This is a genomic window from Sphingobium trunci (assembly GCF_022664535.1).
GTDB lineage: Bacteria > Pseudomonadota > Alphaproteobacteria > Sphingomonadales > Sphingomonadaceae > Sphingobium.
In genome coordinates, this window is record NZ_JAKUJY010000006.1 from 39,600 (window position 1) to 58,300 (window position 18,701).

Annotated in this window: 17 protein-coding genes; 10 read left to right on the forward strand and 7 right to left on the reverse strand. The window is 63.1% G+C overall.

All coding sequences use genetic code 11. From position 1 onward, the window contains the following. Nucleotides 1-3: 3 nt before the first annotated feature. Together MJ601_RS07255 and MJ601_RS07260 are read right to left on the reverse strand one after the other, a co-directional pair. On the reverse strand, nt 4-2,175 hold the full coding sequence (locus MJ601_RS07255) for a primosomal protein N' (RefSeq protein WP_242124840.1): 2,172 nt from the start codon (nt 2,173-2,175) through the stop codon (nt 4-6). Nucleotides 2,176-2,222: 47 nt separating this feature from the next. Beyond that, a complete protein-coding gene (locus MJ601_RS07260; RefSeq protein ID WP_242124842.1) occupies nt 2,223-2,888 on the reverse strand; it encodes a DUF2490 domain-containing protein in 666 nt (221 codons plus the stop codon). Nucleotides 2,889-3,032: 144 nt separating this feature from the next. Here MJ601_RS07260 and fsa point away from each other — a divergent pair, with 144 nt between their 5' ends. Further along, entirely contained in the window at nt 3,033-3,686 is a 654-nt protein-coding gene (gene fsa / locus MJ601_RS07265; RefSeq protein ID WP_242124844.1) for a fructose-6-phosphate aldolase, read from the forward strand. Between the two features lie 136 nt (nt 3,687-3,822). Beyond that, a complete protein-coding gene (locus tag MJ601_RS07270) occupies nt 3,823-4,926 on the forward strand; it encodes an alginate lyase family protein (protein WP_242124846.1) in 1,104 nt (367 codons plus the stop codon). A 92-nt stretch (nt 4,927-5,018) separates the two neighbouring features. Here MJ601_RS07270 and MJ601_RS07275 read toward each other — a convergent pair whose 3' ends face one another. Next, on the reverse strand, nt 5,019-5,351 hold the full coding sequence (locus MJ601_RS07275) for a hypothetical protein (protein WP_242124848.1): 333 nt from the start codon (nt 5,349-5,351) through the stop codon (nt 5,019-5,021). Between the two features lie 197 nt (nt 5,352-5,548). On the opposite strand from MJ601_RS07275, the gene MJ601_RS07280 reads away from it, so the two are divergent. Together MJ601_RS07280 and MJ601_RS07285 are read left to right on the forward strand one after the other, a co-directional pair. Next, nucleotides 5,549-5,881: an antibiotic biosynthesis monooxygenase family protein gene (locus MJ601_RS07280; RefSeq protein WP_242124851.1), complete on the forward strand. Its 333-nt coding sequence runs from the start codon at nt 5,549-5,551 to the stop codon at nt 5,879-5,881. Nucleotides 5,882-6,028: 147 nt separating this feature from the next. Continuing rightward, entirely contained in the window at nt 6,029-7,609 is a 1,581-nt protein-coding gene (locus MJ601_RS07285) for a tetratricopeptide repeat-containing sulfotransferase family protein (RefSeq protein WP_242124853.1), read from the forward strand. 135 nt (nt 7,610-7,744) lie between these two features. Here the strand turns inward: MJ601_RS07285 and MJ601_RS07290 are convergent, their stop codons facing one another. From MJ601_RS07290 to MJ601_RS07305, 4 genes are all read right to left on the reverse strand, one after another. Further along, nucleotides 7,745-10,150, reverse strand: a complete 2,406-nt coding sequence (locus MJ601_RS07290) for a TonB-dependent receptor (RefSeq protein ID WP_242124855.1) — start codon at nt 10,148-10,150, stop codon at nt 7,745-7,747. A gap of 196 nt (nt 10,151-10,346) precedes the next feature. Continuing rightward, nucleotides 10,347-11,303, reverse strand: coding sequence for a sterol desaturase family protein (locus MJ601_RS07295; protein WP_242124856.1), 957 nt, complete (start codon nt 11,301-11,303; stop codon nt 10,347-10,349). Nucleotides 11,304-11,578: 275 nt separating this feature from the next. Next, nucleotides 11,579-12,592, reverse strand: a complete 1,014-nt coding sequence (locus MJ601_RS07300; protein ID WP_242124858.1) for an MBL fold metallo-hydrolase — start codon at nt 12,590-12,592, stop codon at nt 11,579-11,581. Nucleotides 12,593-12,623: 31 nt separating this feature from the next. Continuing rightward, complete coding sequence (locus MJ601_RS07305) at nt 12,624-13,709, reverse strand: MBL fold metallo-hydrolase (protein WP_242124859.1); 1,086 nt, start codon at nt 13,707-13,709, stop codon at nt 12,624-12,626. Between the two features lie 261 nt (nt 13,710-13,970). Between MJ601_RS07305 and MJ601_RS07310 the strand changes: the two genes are divergently transcribed. From MJ601_RS07310 to MJ601_RS07335, 6 genes are all read left to right on the forward strand, one after another. Further along, nucleotides 13,971-14,444, forward strand: a complete 474-nt coding sequence (locus tag MJ601_RS07310; RefSeq protein ID WP_245405705.1) for a CopG family ribbon-helix-helix protein — start codon at nt 13,971-13,973, stop codon at nt 14,442-14,444. 173 nt (nt 14,445-14,617) lie between these two features. After that, complete coding sequence (locus MJ601_RS07315) at nt 14,618-15,697, forward strand: putative urea ABC transporter substrate-binding protein (protein WP_242124863.1); 1,080 nt, start codon at nt 14,618-14,620, stop codon at nt 15,695-15,697. 88 nt (nt 15,698-15,785) lie between these two features. Next, nucleotides 15,786-16,601 carry an ABC transporter permease gene (locus tag MJ601_RS07320; protein ID WP_242124865.1) on the forward strand — a complete coding sequence of 272 codons (816 nt, stop codon included), beginning with the start codon at nt 15,786-15,788 and terminating at the stop codon, nt 16,599-16,601. After that, entirely contained in the window at nt 16,598-17,380 is a 783-nt protein-coding gene (locus MJ601_RS07325; RefSeq protein WP_242124867.1) for an ATP-binding cassette domain-containing protein, read from the forward strand. Before MJ601_RS07320 ends, MJ601_RS07325 begins: the two co-directional genes overlap by 4 nt. A gap of 12 nt (nt 17,381-17,392) precedes the next feature. Beyond that, nucleotides 17,393-17,872: a CopG family ribbon-helix-helix protein gene (locus MJ601_RS07330; RefSeq protein ID WP_242124869.1), complete on the forward strand. Its 480-nt coding sequence runs from the start codon at nt 17,393-17,395 to the stop codon at nt 17,870-17,872. Next, nucleotides 17,869-18,693 carry an urea amidolyase associated protein UAAP1 gene (locus tag MJ601_RS07335; protein ID WP_242124871.1) on the forward strand — a complete coding sequence of 275 codons (825 nt, stop codon included), beginning with the start codon at nt 17,869-17,871 and terminating at the stop codon, nt 18,691-18,693. Before MJ601_RS07330 ends, MJ601_RS07335 begins: the two co-directional genes overlap by 4 nt. The last annotated feature ends 8 nt before the right edge of the window (nt 18,694-18,701 follow it).

An 18,701-nucleotide genomic window follows, 5' to 3' on the forward strand; every position in this document is an offset into this window, starting at 1 on the left:
CCGTCACATGAAACTGTACGGGTCGACGTCCACCGCGACGCGCGTTCCCGATTTCCATGTCAGATTGCCCAGCCACTCCCGAATTGCGCCCTGCACGTCGACCTGCCGGGTCGCTTGGATCAGCAGTCGGTGGCGATGCCGCCCGCGCAGCACCGAAAGCGGGGCGGGGGCGGGACCATAGACGCGCATCCCCTCGATCAGCGGGGCCGATTTCCCGATCAGCCGGGCGACCTCGGCCGCTTCGTCGGCATCATCGCTGGAGATGATGATCGCGGCGAAGCGGCCGAAGGGCGGGGCGTTCGCGTGCCGCCGATTGGCTGTCTCGACTTCATAGAAACGGTCGGAATCGCCCGCGATCAACGCCTTGATGACCTCCGCCTCCGGCATGCGGGTCTGGATGAAGACGCGGCCCGGCTTCTCCCCGCGCCCGGCCCGCCCCGCGACCTGCACGATCTGCTGGAAAGTGCGTTCCGACGCGCGCAGGTCGCCGCCCTCCAGCCCGAGGTCGGCATCGATGACGCCCACCAGGGTCAGGTTCGGGAAATGATAGCCCTTGGTGACGAGCTGGGTGCCGACGATGATGTCGACGATGCCCGCCTCGACGGATTTCACGAACTCCGCGACCTTGGCAGGCGACCAGAGCGTGTCGGAGGTCACGATGGCCGTGCGCGCATCGGGCCAGAGCGCCTTCACCTCATCCGCGATCCGCTCGACGCCGGGGCCGCATGCGACCAGCGAATCCTCCTCCTTGCATTCGGGGCAGAAGCGGGGGGCGGGCACGACATGGCCGCAATGATGGCAGGCGAGGCGATGGGTCAGCCTATGCTCGACCATCCAGGCGGTGCAATTGGGGCATTGGAAGCGATAGCCGCAATGGCGGCAGAGCGTCAGCGGCGCATAGCCCCGGCGGTTGAGGAACAGCAGGCTCTGCTCCCCCCTGGCCATGGTCTCGTCCATGGCCCTGACCAGCGGCGGCGCGATCCAGCGGCCCCGCTCGGGTGGATCGGTGAGCAGGTTGACCTGTTCGATGGCGGGCATCTGCGCCCCGCCGAAGCGCGCTGGCAGTTTGATCTCGCGATAGCGGCCCAACTCGACCTGATGCCGCGTCTCGATGGCGGGCGTGGCGGAGGCGAGGATGACCGGGAATTTTTCGATCAGGCCGCGCATCACTGCCACGTCGCGCGCGTGGTAATGGACGCCATCCTCCTGCTTGAAGCTGGACTCGTGCGCTTCGTCGACGACGATCAGGCCCAGATTGGGATAGGGCAGGAACAGCGCCGAGCGCGCGCCCACCACCACTGCGGCCTCGCCTGCCGCGATCGCCCGCCACGCCCGGCGGCGTTCGCTCTGGCGCAGGCCGCTGTGCCAGTTAACCGGGACGGTGCCGAACCGCCTTTCGAAGCGTTCGAGAAATGGCTCTGTCAGCGCGATTTCCGGCAGCAGCACCAGCACCTGCCGTCCTTCGCGAATGGCGGCGGCAATGGCCTCGAAATAAACCTCCGTCTTGCCCGATCCGGTCACGCCGTCCAGCAGGAAGGGCGCGAAGGCCCGTTCCCCGACCGCCTCGATGAACTGGTCGGCGGCGGCGCCCTGCTTGTCGGAAAGGAGTGGCGGCGCATGGTCCGGATCGGGCATGGGAAAGGGCGTGTCGACGCTGACCTCCACCGCCTCGAAGGCGCCCGCCTTGATAAGCCCGCGAATCACCGCGTCGCTGACCCCGCCGATCATCGCCAGTTCGCGGATCAGCCCCTGTCGCTCGCCGATGCGCTCCATCGCCTGCGTGCGCTGTTCGGTCATGCGGTCGGGAAGGTCGCCGGTCGCCCGATATTCGATGACGGTCCGCGCGCCCTCCAGCGCCGCCATCGATGCCAGCGTCATCCGCAGCACGGCAGCGATGGGGGCGAGATAATAGTCCGCCGTCCACTCGATCAGTCGGCGGACGGATTCCGGGACGGGTGGCGCATCGACCGTGCCGGCGACGTTGCGCAGCCGGTTGTCGCCCACCGTCTCGATATCGGGAAAGCTGTCCTCGTCCCATACCACGCCCACGATCTGGCGCGGCCCCAGCGGCGCAACGACGATGCTGCCGGGTTTCACGCTCACCCCATGCGGCACGCGATAGTCGAGCGGCCCCAGGGCGGCGTTCAGCAGGATGACACGGGCGCGCGAACTCATGGCCCACTCCCTAAACTGCGGGACGGGAGAGGCAAGGTCAGGAAGAGTCAGATTTTCCAGCTCAATGCCAGCCAGGGAACATGCACCACCGAATCCGGCTTGCCGTCGCGGAAGGTCTGCTGCCGCATGTAGAGTAGCTGTGCGTCGAGCGTCCTGGTGATCGGATGGCGCAGGCCGATCTGGTTGCGCATGACGGCAAGTCCCGTCTTGTCACTGGGCTTTGCGCGGTTGAGGTGAAACATCAGCTCGGTTGCGGCGATCAGCATCCATTGCTTTGCGCTGTCGAGCGGGACTGATAGCTGCACCCGCTGCCGTAGGCGCCAACTTGCCTTGTCGGCGGTGTCGAAAAATCGCTGCTCGATCCGGGTCCGGGCAAGCCAGAGCCCCCTGGCCATCGACATTTGCTGGAACAGGCGCATTTCCTGCTCGGGACCGGAGCGGAAATAGGCAAATCCCCCACCGATCTGCACGCCCGTCGCGATGCGATGGTCAAGCGAGACGCGCGCGACCTGCTGGTCGCCATTGGAGCTTTCCCGGCGAAAGCGCTGGCTGGTGTCGAGCATGACGGTGTCGGCATCGCTCGCCCTGACGATCAGCGATTCGGTCACCCACCCCTGGGATTCGCTGTTCGTGGCGGCGGCGGGTGCGGCTGCGCTGATAGCGATAAGCAGGGTCGCGTCGCAAATGTGGCGTGGACGCTGAAGGGGGAGCATGGATCGGTCCTTTGGAAAGGTACCGCCGTCATAATATTGCGCAGGCGTTTCGGTAAAGTCTCCGCGCTGGCAATAATGGCTAATTCCGCGATCAATCGCTAAACGGGGCGCGATTCGTCCATCCCTCCTGCTGGAGCTGAACCCATGAAATTCTTTGTCGACACCGCCGACACCAACGAAATCCGCGACCTTGCCGCCACCGGCCTGCTCGATGGCGTCACCACCAATCCCTCGCTGATCCACAAGTCGGGCCGCAAGTTCCTGGAAGTGGTCGAGGAAATCTGCGGTATCGTCGAAGGCCCCGTGTCGGCCGAGGTCGTCGCGCTCGACCATGAGACGATGATGAAGGAAGCCGCCGTGCTGCGGAAGATCGCGGACAATGTCTGCATCAAAGTGCCGCTGACCATCGACGGCCTCAAGACCTGCAAGGCGCTGACCAGCGATGGCGTGATGGTGAACGTCACCCTCTGCTTTTCGGCCAACCAGGCGCTGCTGGCGGCCAAGGCGGGCGCGACCTTCATCTCCCCCTTCGTCGGCCGTCATGACGATAATGGTTTCGACGGCATGAAGCTGATCGAGGATATCCGCCTGATCTACGACAATTATTCCTTCGCTACCGAAATCCTGGTCGCGAGCGTGCGCCACCCGATCCATGTGTTGGAAAGCGCAAGGATCGGCGCCGACGTGATGACCGCTCCGCCCTCGGTCATCAAGGCGCTGTTCAACCATGTGCTGACGGACAAGGGCATTGCCGGCTTCCTGGCCGATTGGGAAAAGACCGGCCAGTCGGTCCTCTGAAAGCGGTACTGGGACGCTCCGACCTGTGCATGGGAAGGTAAGGCGGCAATTGCCGCGGGGACGGACAATGCGCTTCGTTCAATATCTTTCCGCCTGCATCCTGCTGCTCGTTTAGGCTCATTGCCCGGCTTTCGCGATGCCGCTGCGGCATCCCGGGGCGCTGGATGACGGCGTGGAATTCTCCGCGATCAAGTTGGCCGTGGCCAGGGGACGTTCTCCCTGGGCCGATGTGTTTGCCCGCATGCGCGCCAACAGGCATGACGATCCGGCCTATATGCCCCATCCGGTGGCTGTGCTGGTGCGGGGCGCGGGGCGGGGGCAGCCGCCCCAGAATTATGCGAGCCTCTTCAACGACGCGGCGGTCGCCTATGCGCTCTCGCTCGACTGGCGGATCAGCGGCAATGCGGCGCGTGGTGCGGCCGCGGCGCGCATCCTCAATGGTTGGGCCCGCGGCCTTACCTCCATCACCGGCACCTCGGACAAATATCTGGCCTCGGGCCTCTATGGCTATCAATTGGCCATAGCGGGCGAAACGTTGCGCGATTTTCCCGGCTGGGCGCAGGACGACCGTGCCGCCTTCCGCCAGATGCTGCTCAATGTCTTCGCGCCGATGAACCGCGATTTCCTGCTCCGCCACAATGGTGCGAAGATCGATCATTATTGGGCCAACTGGGATCTGTCCAACATCGCGGGGCTGATGGCGATCGGCATATTCGCGGATCGCCGCGACCTGTATGAGGAAGCGCGCGATTATTATCTGCACGGGGCGGGGAACGGCGCCATTCTCCATGCTGCCTGGAAAGTCCACCCGGGCGGTCTTGCCCAATGGCAGGAAAGCGGGCGCGACCAGGGGCATTCCCTCCTGGGCATCGGCTTGGCCGGCACGATCTGCCAGATGGCATGGCATCAGGGCGACGATCTGTTCGGCGCCTATGACAATCGCCTGCTTGCAGCGGCGCGCTATGTTGCAAGCTATAATCTGGGACAGGACGTTCCCTATGCTCCCTACAGCAACAGCGACGTGACCCAGCCGGCCATCTCATCGGGCGGTCGTGGGCAGGCGCGACCCATCTGGTCGCTGCTTTACGCTCATTATGTGCAGGGAATGGGGTTGCACGCGCCCGAACTGGCCCGGATCATCGCGGCGCAGGGGCCGGATGGCGGCGGGGGCGATTATGGGCCCAATAGCGGCGGATTCGATCAGCTTGGCTACGGAACGCTCACTTTTCTGAAGCCCTGAGCATCAGGATGGCGAGGCCGCCCGGCTCACGGGAACGGGAGCGCGCTGATGGCGCTCCCGCAAATGAACTGCACAGACATTGAGCCGCCGGTTCAATGTCCCCAATAACCCCAGCCCGCATGCCGGTAGTCCCAACGGGCTTCCCTGTTCTCGTGGGCGGCGAAGCGCGCATCGCGATAGGCACGGGCTCTCTGGACGTCGGCGGCGTGGGCATAGGCCTCGGCGGCGGCATAATCGCCATGATGGGCCGCGACATTGGCGGCATGCTGATCCCGCCGGGCTTCATGTTCGCGGATGTCGGCGCTCCGATAGGCTCGGTCGGCCATATGCGAGTCATAGGCCCAATATTGTGCATGGGCCGTACCGGCCATCAGCGATGCCGCGCCAGCCAAAGCTGCAACCAAAATCTTCTTGCCTGCAATCATGTCATGCCTCCGATGCTGTGCTCCGAATGGGCATGATCTTTCTAGGTACATGGGCATGAACACCGGTTGAAATTCATGTTCATCAGATATTTATGCCCCCACCGGTTGGCGTTATACCCGCGGGCGCGAAGGGGAGTCGGTATTTTGTCGCAACTTCCGCCGCCGCGCATCATTCTCCTGAACAAGGGAGAGAATCGATGTTCGTGGCAGTCTATTGGTGGCGGGTTCACCCCGGCAAGGAAGAGCAGTTCCGCAAGGCTTGGGCGCGGGGAACCGACCTCATTCGGGAAAGATATGGCAGCTATGGGTCGCGGCTGCACCGCGATGCCGACGGCCGCTTCGTCGGCTATGCCGAATGGCCGGACGAAGCGACCTGGCGCGCCGCTTTCGACCAGAAGATGGTCTATGACGAACCCGAGACCCGCGCTGCCTTCGTCGATGCCATTGCGGAGGTGCCGCCCGACGCCGACCCCATTTTCACCATGACCGTGACTGACGACCGGCTGCTGCGATCGTTGGGTCAGCCGTGAAGGGAGGCTGGACTCGCGATGCCGTATATGGTCTCCATTCCTATGGGCGTTCGAACCCGTTGGACGGCTCGAATGGCGCACATGATCTTCGGCAGGGCAAGGTGACGGATTTGCGGAGCGATGCTTTTTCGGGCCGAGCGGCCATTGATGCTTGAGCGGGACGCGCGTGCGGCGCTGGCGCGCGGCGACCTGCCGGCCGCGGCAGCGGCGGCGAAAAGGTTGACCGAAGTCAGTCCCCATCAGCCCGAAGGCTATTTCCTCCTCGCCATGGCAGCGGTCGAGGCGGGACATGTCACCAGGGCCATTCCCCTGGTCGAGATCGCGGTCGACCGTGGAGAACAGGCCGAGCATCTGGCCCAGCTTGCCAAGCTTCTGGTCCTCGTCCGGCGCGATGGGGAAGCAAGGGCCGCCGCACGCAGGGCCATGGCGGCGTCACCGGCGGATCCGCTCACTTTCGATACCATCGGATGCGTCCTGGCGCGGCTGGGCGATCATGAGGGGTCGCTGGCACCCTTTGCCGCGGCGGTGGAGGGGGAACCCGAAAACCTCGAATATCGATATAATCTGGCGGCCGCCTGCGGCTTCACCGGGGACGTCAAGCAGGCGCGCGCGCATTATGAGGCCATTCTGGCGCGCGATCCGGGCAATGGGCGCGTCCATTATGCGCTGGCGATATTGTCGCGCCAGACCGCACAGGCCCACCATGTCCCCCGGCTGGAGGCGGCGCTGGCATCGGCGGCGCGGCCGGAGGATGCGCTGCGCATCCGCTATGCCCTGGCCAAGGAACTGGAAGACCTTGGCGAAACCGGGATGTCGCTTCACCACCTGTCCAGCGCCAACGAGGCGCAGAGGAGCGCCGTCGGTTATGATTTCGCGCAGGATGCGGGGATCTTCGATGCGATCGAGGCGCTGTTCGCGGGCGACGGGTCCGGTCTGGCGGCCGGTGAAGGGCAAAGCGGCGAAGCGCCGATCTTTGTCGTCGGCATGCCCCGGACGGGCACCACGCTGGTCGATCGCATCCTGTCATCGCATCCCGCCGTCGAGGCGGCTGGCGAGTTGCAGGCGATGCCGCTCGCGGTCAAGCAACTGGCTGCCCCCTATCTTGCCGGAGCGGCATCGCGCCGGGTGATCGATCCGGAAACCGTCGCAGCCAGCGGGCGCATCGATCCGGCCGCGCTCGGAGATGCCTATCTGGCGCGCGCGAGCGTCCACCGGGCGCACGGCAAAGCGCGGTTCACCGACAAGCTGCCCGCCAACTTCCTCTACATCGGTCATATCATGCGCGCCTTGCCGGAAGCGCGGGTGGTCTGCCTGCGGCGTCATCCGATGGATACGGTGTGGAGCAACTACAAGAATCTCTTTGCCAGCCAGTCGGCTTATTATGCCTATTCCTATGATCTCATGGACACGGCGCGCTATTTCGCCCGGTTCGATCGGCTGATGGCCCTTTGGGACCAGCTATGGCCTGGCCGGCTGTTGCAGCTTTCCTACGAGGCGCTGGTCACCGACCAGGAGGCGCAGACCCGCAGCCTGTTGGCGTATTGCGGGCTGGAATGGGACGATGCCTGCCTGTCATTCCACCAAAATCACGCGGCAGTGGCGACTCCCAGTGCGGCGCAGGTCCGGCGGCCGATGAACGGGGATGCGCTGGGGCGATGGCGTGCCTACAGCGCCGCACTGGAACCGGCCCGCCTTTGGCTGGCGGGGCAGGGAATAGCGGTGGATTAGTTTAGACCCCGAAGCATCCGGGCACGGAACGCGGAAGAATTGCACGGCTTACGATGGAAAAGCGCCGCTGCTCCGGGAGGAGCAGCGGCGCTTTTCCGAAGGACGCGGCGCCAACGGGGCGCCGCGTCACTTCCGTCAATATTTGATCCGCGCCTCCACGCCGACGGTGCGCGGCGTGAGCACGGTCTGGCGATAATAGCGTACCGCCACGCCATCGTTGACGCCGATCCGCGAGCGATCCTGACCAACGGACACCACCGCATATTTGTCGAAGATATTGTTCGCGAACAGGCTGACCGAGTATTTGTCCGTTTCGTAGGACAATGCGGCCCGATGGAGGACATAGCTCGGGATCTTGTCGCCATAGCCGCGATCCCAGCCGACCCGCGAGATCACGTTGCCGCGATAGGTCGCAGTCCAGTTGGCGCTGAAGCTGCCGTCCGCCATCGGGATGGTGTAGGTCGCGCCCAGGCTTCCCGAATTCTTTGCGGAGCCCGGCAAACGATCGCCCGCAAGCGCGTCCAACTGGGTGAATTTCGGACGCGTGTCGTAATTGTTAGGCGTGGTGCGGATGGTGATGATGCGGGGCACGTCCTCGGTCAGCTTGGCGTCGGTATAGGAATAGCTGCCCTGAATGGCCAGTTGCGGCACCGGCTTGAACTGGAAGGATGTCTCGAAGCCCTGCGATTTGGCCGCGCCGCCGTTCACGGTGATCCCGGTGACGCCGTAATAGGTGGCGGAATCCACCTGAATCCCCTCCCATTTGATGTGGAAAACGTCGAAATTGAACGACAGCTTGCGGTCGAACAGCTGCATGCGCACGCCGATTTCCGCATTCCTCGTCTTGTCGGGTCCGTACTGGATTTCGTTCGGCAGGGCGCAGGCGTTCTGCTGATCGACCGGCACCGGATCCGGGCAGGGAGCGACCCGGTTGGGGCCGCCGATGCGATAGCCCTTGCTGTAGGTGGCGTAGGCCATCAGGTCCGGCGTGAAATTGTAGGAGGTGTTGAATTTCCACACCCAGCCGTCCTGCTTCGCCTTGCCGCCGGCAGCTTTGACATCATAGGGACTGAGCGGATCGCCCAGCAGCGGCAACACCAGCGCGCCCTGAATGTCGGACGTATATTTGAAGTAGCGCGCACCGGCGGTCACCTGCCATTGCGGCGTCACCTTGAAAGTGCCTTCGCCGAAGATCGCCTTCTCGGTGATCTTCGACTTGGTGTAGCTCACATATTCCAGATCGTCGGGGTTGCCGGTGATGCCATAGAAGTCCGACAGGCCGGGCGTGTGTTCGGCATAGTCACTATGATATTTCTGCCGGTTGTAGAAGCCGCCGAGCACCCAGCTGAACGGGCCCCCATGGCGCGAGACGAGCCGGATTTCCTGGTTCAATTGCTTGCGGCGGCCGTCAAGCTCGTTCCAGCTCGAGAAGGCGGGGAACAATTCATAATCATAGTCGAGATCGAGCAGCAGGTCGGTATTGTCTGACCGTGATTTTACTCGGACATTGGTATAGGCCGTGGTCGAGACGAGGTCTGCAATGTCCGCGATGTTCGCGTTGATTTCCATGCTGGCCAGGTGCGCGCGGCGGTTGACCGGCTCCTCGTAACGGCTCGCATTTTCATATTTGCCGGTTCCCAGAACGCCAGCGCTGTTCGACTGCGCACCCTCCGTCTTGGTCCGTTGGAAGGCGTAGGTGAAGATGACCTTCAAGTCTTCGCTGGTCTGGACGAGCAACTGGTTGCGGGTCGTGAAGGTCTTCTCGAAGTTGAGATCCTTGCGCCGACGCAAGTTCGCGCCATAGTCCGCCAGAGACACGCTGTCGGGCCCGCTGGGCTGAGGGAGCGAGACGCCTGGTGTCTTGATCAGCAGCGGATAGTCGATGAAGCCCGGATCGTAATAATAGCCGGTCGCCGAACGGAAGGCGACATGGTCCCTTATCAGCGGAATGTTGATCATCCCGTCGACCTGATAGCCGAAATTGTCCGAATGGCTCTTGGCATAGCCACGGCCATGCATTTCGCCTTCGAATTCGTCCACGTTCGGCCGGTTCGGAATATAGCGGATCGCACCGGCAAGCGTTCCCAGGCCATAGAGCGTGCCCTGCGGGCCGAGCAGCGTTTCGACGCGCTCGATGTCGAGCAGCTTGAAGTCGTAATAGAGCGGAACCTCGCCCAGATAGATGCCGAGCGAATCGTCATAGTTGACGCCGCCGGAGTCCACATCCGAGGCGTTCAGGCCGCGCAGCACGATCGATCCGGTCGAACCCGGGCCGGTGTCCGAGATCGTCAGGCCGGGCGTGAAGTCTGCCAGGTCGCGCACATCGTCGATCCGCTGGCGCGCAATCTCATCCGCGCTGATGGCCGAGATGTTGATCGGCGTGTCCATGATCGTGGTCGCGCGGCGCGTGCCGGTGACGATGATGGCATTGCCGTCATCGGCCACGGCTGCATCCTGCGCCATGGCCGGCAGGGCAAGCGCCGTGCTGGTGAAGATGGTTGCGGACAGCAGCCCGGCCCTCAATTTCGCGCGATATGTCATGTCTTTCCCCATTTTCGATTGACGTGGCTCGTCTCGGCCCTGTTCCTGCCTGGTCTGGCGGATTTTGATTTGCGGACCTTTGATTCATGGGCCGACCATCGCTTGGCGGATGTTGTGTCGACGCACATGCTGCTCCCGACGGTCTCAAACCTCCGTCGAGGCGTTCACTCCCTGAAACCGGTACTTTGCTGGTGGATCAACTGGCCCCAGCCATGGCTTGACTGCGCTTCGTTCTGATCCGGTCGATCAACGGCTGGAACGGGAACATGAACTGTTCCCGGATGGACAGGCGCCTCAGATCGTCCTGGCCGACGATCACGCCTTCGCCTTCGCGGTATGTACCCAGGACGCGATCGATGAGGATCAGCGAATTGGCGTAGTTGCAGCGCGTGCTCTCATAATCCGCCGAATGGTGCAGGCTATGGTGGCGGATGGTGGTGAAGAACAGCGAGTAGAATTTCGGCGGGTCCGAACGCACATTGGCATGGGCGAAGGTCGATACCACGTTCAGCACGTTGAAGGCGCAGAAGATCGCCGTCGGCGAGAAGTCGAACAGCGCCACCGCGCTCAGGCTGATGAGGAACAGTTCGATCGGATTGCCCACCGCGCCCTTTGCGGCATTGAGCTGCGTGATGTGATGATGCGGGGCATGGGTCAGCCAGAAGGGCGTCCAGTTGTGCATCAGGCGATGCATCCAATATTGGCCGAACTCGATGATGAAGACCACCGCCGCCACCTGTGCCAGCCAGGGCAGGTGCATCGCCCATGGGGTGGTGATGCCCAGCGATGTCTTGACCCCTTTGAGCGGTTCATCGGCCAATATGCTCGTTGCCCAGGAGATCACGGTGGCGCTCAGCACCACGTAGAACAGGTCGGTGAAGAATTCACGCCAGTTCATCCGCCAGCCGGCATGCCGCTCATGCACGAACTCCAGTCCCAGCACGATCAGCGTGATGAGCGCCGAGGTGACGACGATGGTCCAGTCATTGCCCGTCACCTCTTTCGGCGCGAACGCCCAGAAGGCGATGATGATGGCGACGAAGGCAGGCGGAACCAGGTTGAACAGCGTCTGCTTCCAGCCGACGTCGCTGCGGTCTGCGGCAACCGGTCCCTCCTCCGGGACAAGCGTGTTGCGGACTGGCAGTTTCTCCATCGAAAACCCCCTATCCAGGCCAGTTGACCAGCCTGTCGCTAAAAGATTCTCTCTCCTTTTCCCGTCGCTCTGCCAGGCGATGGAAACCATGCTATGGATATTACGTTTCTCGTCAAGCGTATTAATTCAGGGCGCAAGCTTTTGGCGGTGAGGCGCATGAAACCGCGCAAGAGGGTCGTTGCGTAACAAGGGCGTAACACGATTCCGCTGCCCGGAGCGACCAAGATTCCGGGCGAAGATCATCACTGATTCGCCATCGGACGCATGATGTCGTGTCAGGAGTAGCGATAGGGATTCCGGTCGATGGTGGTCGTCCCGCGCGTCTGGTTGCACAGGAATACCGTGCCGGTGAAATAGATGCCGGGTGCGGTGATCTTCTGCGCATAGGCCCAGGCCTCGCGCAGTTGCTGCACGGTCATCTGCACGGGCGCTTCATCGGGCTGGTAGGTCATGCCATAGGCATAGTCCTCGCCATCCTTGCTGATTTCCACATGGCATCCCATCACATGCGTCACCGGATGGGTGTCGCAAAAGTCGATCAGGCGCTTCATGCTGTCGAACCACGCCTCCCAGAAGCTGATGTAGCAGCGCCCGCGATAGAACATGTCGCCGGTGTAGAGGATCTGCGTATAGCTGTCATAATAGGCGAATTCCGAGACGACGTGCCCCGGAGAACCCCAGATCAGGATGTCGCGCCCGCCCAGGTCGAGCGTCACGCGCTCCTCCGGGAAATTGGTCATGCCCCAGAAACCGACCATCTCCTCATGGGTGAGACCCATATAGCGGGTATTGGAGCGGTCGGCGAACTGGTTGGTCGCGGCATAATGGTCCGCATGCAGATGGCTGAACGCGACCAGCAGTTCCAGGCTGGCAGGATCGCGGCCGTTGCGGCGGCACCAGTCCTCGATGCACTGGTCGACGACGCCGCGCAGATCCCAGTCGTTGCGCAACTGCACGAAACCCTCGTCGAGGAGCAGGACGCGTTCATTGCCGAAATAAAGCGGGGCGAACGGCGCCTCGTAGCTATAGGCCTTGTTCTGGCGCAGGATGGCCGTGTGCGGATTGTACCAATGGACCTGCACGGGTGGATCGTCATTGTCCATGCAGGAGGAGGAACCGCAAATCCACCGTTCCGGGAAGCTGCCGGGGGCGGGCAGGCTGCTCTTGAAGTCGATGGGCGGCGGGAGGGTTGCGGCCGACGCCGCATGGGAGAGCGCGTTCAGCGCGCCTCCCGTCAGCGGCACGGCGGCAATGGCGGCGTTGAGCGTCAGGAAAGAGCGTCGATCCACGACAGGTCTCCTCTATATCGAAAATCTTTGATCAGAAAGGACGCGGCGGGTTGATGTTGGGTACGCCCTCGGGCCAGACGGACGTGCGCTGGTCAGGGCTGACGCCGTTGAACAGGACGAAGTCCGGGCGGATCAGCATCATGTCCTTGCCCTTCACTTCGCGGGCATATTGCAGCGCCTCGTCGATCAGGTCCGGCGTCATCTCCAAGACCCGCTCGAAGGGTTTGTAGGTCGCGAAACGGGGATAATATTTGCCTGGCACGAACATCATCTCGATATGGCCGCCGAGCAGCCATTTGACCGGATTGGTGGCGGCAAAGGCCTTGAGCCGTTCCAGCGATGCGATGAAATCGCCATCATTGCCGATATTGATCTTGCCGGGAAACAGCAGGTCGCCGGTGAACAGAAAGTCGCAATAGGGATCGTAGAAAGTCACGCCGTCGCGATGGGCTCCCGGTGTCGGGATCACGGAGATCACCCGGTCGCCAAGATCGATCCGGCCCGTGCCCGAAGGCCAGTTCGCAAGGCCATGGAAACGCTGCATCAGTGCCAGCGGCTTGGGCACTATGCTGGTATCCGGCCGGCCCGCGAACTGCGTCAGGCCCTGATTTTGCGCGATATCCTCCCCCGACGTGAGTGCGATCGTCAGGGGCGGGATGCGGCGCCCGCGGGCCTTCGCCCAGCGAGCGATGATGGCATCGACCGTCTCCCGCAAGGGATAATGGCGGGCGTTCGCGGTGGCGCCGCTATCGATCAGCAGGGCGCCTTTGTTGCCGAACAGCAGATAGGTGAAGGGGGCTTCCCAATGCACGCAGACATTCTGGCGCAGGACGAAGCTGTCCTCATTATACTGAACCACCTGCACGCGCGGATCGCGATTCTTGGCCGCGACATTGGAGCCATAGGTCCAGCGTAAGGAAAGGCTGCCCGGCGCCGGGCCATCGCAGGCATAATCATGGACGACCGGTTTGCCGCGGTGGAGCGGCATCGCGCTGTCCGTGTTGCGCACGCCCGGCGGATTATATCCCAGCGCCGGGTTTCCGTTGGGATAGGCGCGCCCGGTGGCGGCCTGGGAACTGCCGGAAAAGCCGGTGTTGCGACCTGGATTCTGTGCCAAGAAATACCCCCGGAATGATGGGGAGCCGGAAAGACCGGCCCGACATCGAATCAGGATAGAGATATTACGAAGCTCAGCAATGTTAATATTTTTTTGCAGTAACGATATCGTTCACCGTCGATCAGCGGGTGTATCATCGGTCAGCTTTGGTATAGGAGGGGCGTCCTGCCGCTTGCAGGACGACATAGGTTTCGAGGATATGATGATGAGTGAGAGGGGCGCAGCGTGAGTAACGATCCTGCCAGTCTGGCCCGGCTTAGCATGAGCCTTCCCGCCGACCTGTTCCGCCAGCTTGATGCGATGGTCGAGGAACGCGGTTTGCCTTCCCGCTCACAGCTTATCGCCGAACTGATCCGCCACGCGCTGGCCGAACATGAGGCTTTGACGCGCCCGGAGGAGATGCTCGCGGGTACGATCACCTTGGTCTATCGCGGCGACAAGGGCCGCGTGCGCCACCAGCTTGCCCAGAGCCAGACGGACTATCTGAAGGAAGTCATCTCATCGCAGCATGTTTTTCTGGAAGACGATCAGTCGCTGGAAGTGCTGCTGGTGCAGGGACCGGCGGAGCGGTTGAAGGAATTGTGCGATGCACTGCGCGCCATTCGCGGCGTGCACCAGCTCAAGCTCGTGACCACGACGGCGCTGCTGCCGCCGCTGCACGAGCAGGACGGGATCGCACAGCATCGCTCTGCGGCAAGGCATGGCCTGCAAACCAAGAAGGACGTGGCGGCCTGACGGGCGTGGGCGCTGGCAGCGCTGCCTTATGGGTGCTCGGGGGGTATAAGTCGGCGTCTATGGCATGGAGGGAAGGGAAAGCGACAAGTATTACAAAATGATCACGACGTAATAATTTCGATGGACAACCCCTCGAATCGCAGCAATGTTGCACCACGAAAGGGGACCGAGTCATGATCGTTTCGATCCGCAACATTGCCAAAGCCGGGCTGATCGCCGGAATGCTGCTCACCGCCGGCTGCTCGCAGACGCCGGGCGAAGCGCCCAAGCATAGCGAGTTCAACATCGGATGGTCGATCTATGCGGGCTGGATGCCCTGGCCCTACGCCCAGCAGGCCGGCATCGTGAAGAAATGGGCCGACAAATACGGCATCAAGATCAATGTGGTCCAGGTCAACGACTATGTTGAATCGGTCAATCAATATACTGCGGGCAAGCTGGATGGCGTGACTGTCGCCAACATGGACGCGCTGACCATTCCGGCTGCGGGCGGCAAGGATACCAGCGCGATCATCGTGGGAGACTATTCCAACGGCAATGACGGTATATTGATGAAGGGGGCCAGCGATCTCAAGGCGATCAAGGGCCAGTCCGTCAATCTCGTCGAGCTTTCCGTCTCCCATTATCTGCTGGCACGCGGGTTGAACTCGGTCGGGCTGCAGCTCAAGGACGTGAAGACGGTCAATACGGGCGACGCCGATATCGTCGGCGCCTTCGCCAGCCCGGATGTCAAGGTTGCGGTGGCCTGGAATCCGCAGCTCAACGCCATGAAAGAACAGCCGGGTGCGAAGCAGGTCTTCAGTTCGGCCGATATTCCGGGCGAGATACTGGACCTGCTGTGCGTCGATACCGCGACGCTCAAGGCGAATCCCAATCTGGGCAAGGCGCTGGCGGGCATCTGGTATGAAACGACCGCGCTGATGGTTCGCCAGGACGCCGAAGGCAAGGCAGCCCGCGCCGCGATGGCCAAGCTTGCAGGCGCGACGCCGGAGTCCTTCGACAAGCAGCTCACGACCACCTATCTCTATTCGGACCCCAAGGCCGCCGTGGCGGCGACCGATGCCCCCGCCCTGATCACGACCATGACCCGCGTGCGGGACTTCAGCTTCTCCAAAGGCCTGTTCAAGGGCGCCGCTTCGGCGGACGCGGTGGGCATGGCCTTTCCCGGCAACAAGACGCTGGGCGACGCGCACCATGTGACGTTGCGTTTCGACGACAGCTTCATGAAGCTGGCAGCCGACGGCAAGCTGTGAGCGGGTTGGCCAGACCATGCGCATGGACGCATGGCTGGCGCCGCAACATCCGTCGGCAGCGGATTTTCACTAGGTGGGATCAAGAAGAATGCGTTGGGTGAATCGTCATGTCGGGCGAGGGGACCGGCTGCTGCTGGGGGCGGCGCCGATCCTGCTGATCCTGCTGGTCTATATCCTCATGGCCGCGAGCCGCCATGCGGCGAATCCGGCGGACAAGATCCTGCCGCTGCCCGGCGCGATGGCGCAGAGCATGTCCGCGCTGCTGTTCGTGCCGGACCAGCTCACCGGTCAGCTGCTGTTCTGGGCCGACACGATGGCCAGCCTGCAGCGCCTCGGCATCGGCCTTGGCGTCTCGACCCTGATGGCCCTGATCGTGGGCCTCGCGCTGGGAGCGTTGCCGCCGGTGCGCGCCACGCTGGGCCCGCTCGTCACCGGCATTGCGGTCATTCCCCCGATCGCGTTGCTGCCGATCCTGTTCATCGCATTGGGACTGGGTGAGACCGCCAAGGTCGCCCTCATCATCATTGGCATCGCGCCGGTCATGATCCGCGATATCGCCGCCCATGTCGCCGCGCTGCCGAGGGAGCAGATCATCAAGGCGCAGACCCTGGGAGCGAGCAGCTGGCAGGTGATCATTCGTGTCGCCCTGCCGCAGGCGATGCCGCGGCTTTTGCACGCGATGCGCCTCGCGCTCGGCCCGGCATGGGTCTTCCTGATCTCGGCCGAGGCGATCGCGTCGGATGTGGGTCTGGGGTACCGCATCTTCCTCGTGCGCCGTTATCTCTCCATGGACGTGATCCTGCCCTATGTCGCATGGATCGCGGTGCTGGCGATCATCATGGACGTGACGCTGGTCTTCCTCAGCCGGCGGCTGTTCCCCTGGGCCCATGGAGAAAGCCATTGAGCACGCTCCTGCGCTTCCGCGACGTCTGGGTCGAATATGGCGACCGGATCATTATCGAGAAGCTCAACCTCGATATCGAGCAAGGCTCCTTCGCGTCCATCGTCGGCCCGTCCGGTGCGGGGAAGAGCAGCTTCCTGCGCCTGATCCTGGGGCAGGAGGCGCCTCGGCGTGGTACCATCGCCCTGGACGGTGAACCGCTGACGCCCGAATGCGGGCCGGATCGCGGCGTGGTGTTCCAGCGCTATTCCGTGTTCCCGCATTTGACCGCGCTGCGCAACACGATCCTGGGCATGGAATGCGAGAAGGCACCCTTGCTCGGCCGCCTGTTCGGCGGCGCCAGGCGCGCTGCGGAGGAGGAAGCGGTCGCAATGCTCGAGGCGGTCGGCCTCGGCCACAGCCTTCATCTCTATCCCGCGCAGATGTCCGGCGGCATGCAGCAACGTCTGGCGATCGCGCAGGCGCTGGTGAAGCGGCCGCGCATCCTGCTGCTCGACGAGCCGTTCGGTGCCCTGGATCCCGGCATTCGGGCGGACATGCATGTGCTGATCCGCAGATTGTGGCGCGAATATTCGCTGACGATCGTGATGGTGACCCACGATATCCGGGAGGCCTTCACGCTCGGTACCCGCGTCCTTGCGCTCGACAAGCGGCGCCACGATCCCCATGCGCCTCACCGTTTCGGCGCGACCGTTGTCTATGACCTGCCCTTGCGGGCGCGGCAGGAAGAGGATCTCGATCAATCCGAAAATATTACCATTGACGAAAACGGTAATAATTGAAAGAGAATGGGCATGGGCTCCGAAACCACAGGTCTGGCGCGACTCAGCATGAGCCTGCCTGCCGATCTCTTCAGGCAACTCGACATGATGGTGGCCGAACGCGGCCTGCCCTCCCGATCGCAGCTCATCTCCGAACTGATCCGCCACGCGCTGGCGGAACATGGCTCGCTCATGCGGCCCGAAGAGACGCTCGCGGGGACCATCACCCTGATCTACCGGGGCGAGCGGGGCCGGGTGCGGCACCAGCTTTCCCAGACGCAGGCCAGCTACCTCAAGGAAGTGATCTCCTCGCAACATGTCGTGCTGGAGGACGACCAGTCGCTCGAAGTCCTTCTGGTGCAGGGGCCGGCCCTGCGGCTGAAGGAACTGTGCGACGCCATCCGTCGCGTGCGCGGGGTGCAGCAGCTGGAACTGGTCACCACCACCTCCCTCCTGCCGCCGCTGTACGATCAGAGCGGCGATGATTTCAAAAGCATCGGAGCGCATTCATGACCGAGACCCTGGCCGATCCGCTTGCGGCGCGCGACCATGCCCGCGCGATGGCGGGCACTGTCGTCGAGAGCATGCCGTTCCTGCCTCCGGTGGCCGATGATCTTCCCGAGGGAGTCGGTCCCGAAGATCATGTGTGGGAGGAAATCATCGCCGCGGGCGGCTATGCCACGCGGCGCCTTTCGCGCGGGTCGCGGCTGCGGCTGATCGACCTCCGGGGCGATGCCTGTGCCTCGATCCTCATCTTCAACGCCGAGATGCCGACCGAGCGGCTCAATATCGCCGACACGGTCAAGGTCCAGTGGAACGCCTATCTCGGCGCGGGCAAGCTGCTGCTGTCCGACATGGGCCGCGTGCTGATGAGCATCGTCATGGACGACGCGGGCACGCACGACGCCTTGTGCGGCACCTCCAACCCTGCCACCAATGCCGCGAAATATGGCGAGGGCAGCAACAGCGGTTCCTATCCCAGCGGACGCGACAGGTTCCTGCTCGGTGTGGCCAAGCATGGGTTGGGGCGCCGGGACGTGCATCCCTGCGTGACGCTGTTCAAGGGCGCGAGGATTGAAGCCGACGGCAGCATCACGCCTGATGTCGGGCCCTTTGCGCCGGGCCGCAGCATCGTCCTGCGCGCGGAGATGGACGTGATCCTGGTCATTGCGAACGTGCCCCATGTGCTCGATCCGCGCGCGGAATGGAGCGTTACGCCGCTGCGCGCCTCGGCATGGCGTGGGCCGGTGACGGGCGAGGATGACCCGGTGCGCACGGCCACGCCGGAGGGCCTGCGCGCCTTCAGCAATGTCGAAGACTATTTCCGCCGCTGAAAGGACGC

Excerpts from the sequence above, each read along its gene's own strand:
- MJ601_RS07260 (WP_242124842.1), bottom strand. The coding sequence starts at position 2,888 with ATGCTCCCCCTTCAGCGTCCACGCCACATTTGCGACGCGACCCTGCTT.
- MJ601_RS07310 (WP_245405705.1), top strand. The coding sequence starts at position 13,971 with ATGAGCCTTCCCGCCGACCTGTTCCGCCAGCTTGATGCGATGGTCGAG.
- MJ601_RS07280 (WP_242124851.1), top strand. The coding sequence starts at position 5,549 with ATGTTCGTGGCAGTCTATTGGTGGCGGGTTCACCCCGGCAAGGAAGAG.
- MJ601_RS07330 (WP_242124869.1), top strand. The coding sequence starts at position 17,393 with ATGGGCTCCGAAACCACAGGTCTGGCGCGACTCAGCATGAGCCTGCCT.
- MJ601_RS07295 (WP_242124856.1), bottom strand. The coding sequence starts at position 11,303 with ATGGAGAAACTGCCAGTCCGCAACACGCTTGTCCCGGAGGAGGGACCG.
- MJ601_RS07275 (WP_242124848.1), bottom strand. The coding sequence starts at position 5,351 with ATGATTGCAGGCAAGAAGATTTTGGTTGCAGCTTTGGCTGGCGCGGCA.
- fsa (WP_242124844.1), top strand. The coding sequence starts at position 3,033 with ATGAAATTCTTTGTCGACACCGCCGACACCAACGAAATCCGCGACCTT.
- MJ601_RS07320 (WP_242124865.1), top strand. The coding sequence starts at position 15,786 with ATGCGTTGGGTGAATCGTCATGTCGGGCGAGGGGACCGGCTGCTGCTG.
- MJ601_RS07270 (WP_242124846.1), top strand. The coding sequence starts at position 3,823 with ATGCCGCTGCGGCATCCCGGGGCGCTGGATGACGGCGTGGAATTCTCC.
- MJ601_RS07255 (WP_242124840.1), bottom strand. The coding sequence starts at position 2,175 with ATGAGTTCGCGCGCCCGTGTCATCCTGCTGAACGCCGCCCTGGGGCCG.
- MJ601_RS07290 (WP_242124855.1), bottom strand. The coding sequence starts at position 10,150 with ATGACATATCGCGCGAAATTGAGGGCCGGGCTGCTGTCCGCAACCATC.
- MJ601_RS07315 (WP_242124863.1), top strand. The coding sequence starts at position 14,618 with ATGATCGTTTCGATCCGCAACATTGCCAAAGCCGGGCTGATCGCCGGA.
- MJ601_RS07335 (WP_242124871.1), top strand. The coding sequence starts at position 17,869 with ATGACCGAGACCCTGGCCGATCCGCTTGCGGCGCGCGACCATGCCCGC.
- MJ601_RS07285 (WP_242124853.1), top strand. The coding sequence starts at position 6,029 with ATGCTTGAGCGGGACGCGCGTGCGGCGCTGGCGCGCGGCGACCTGCCG.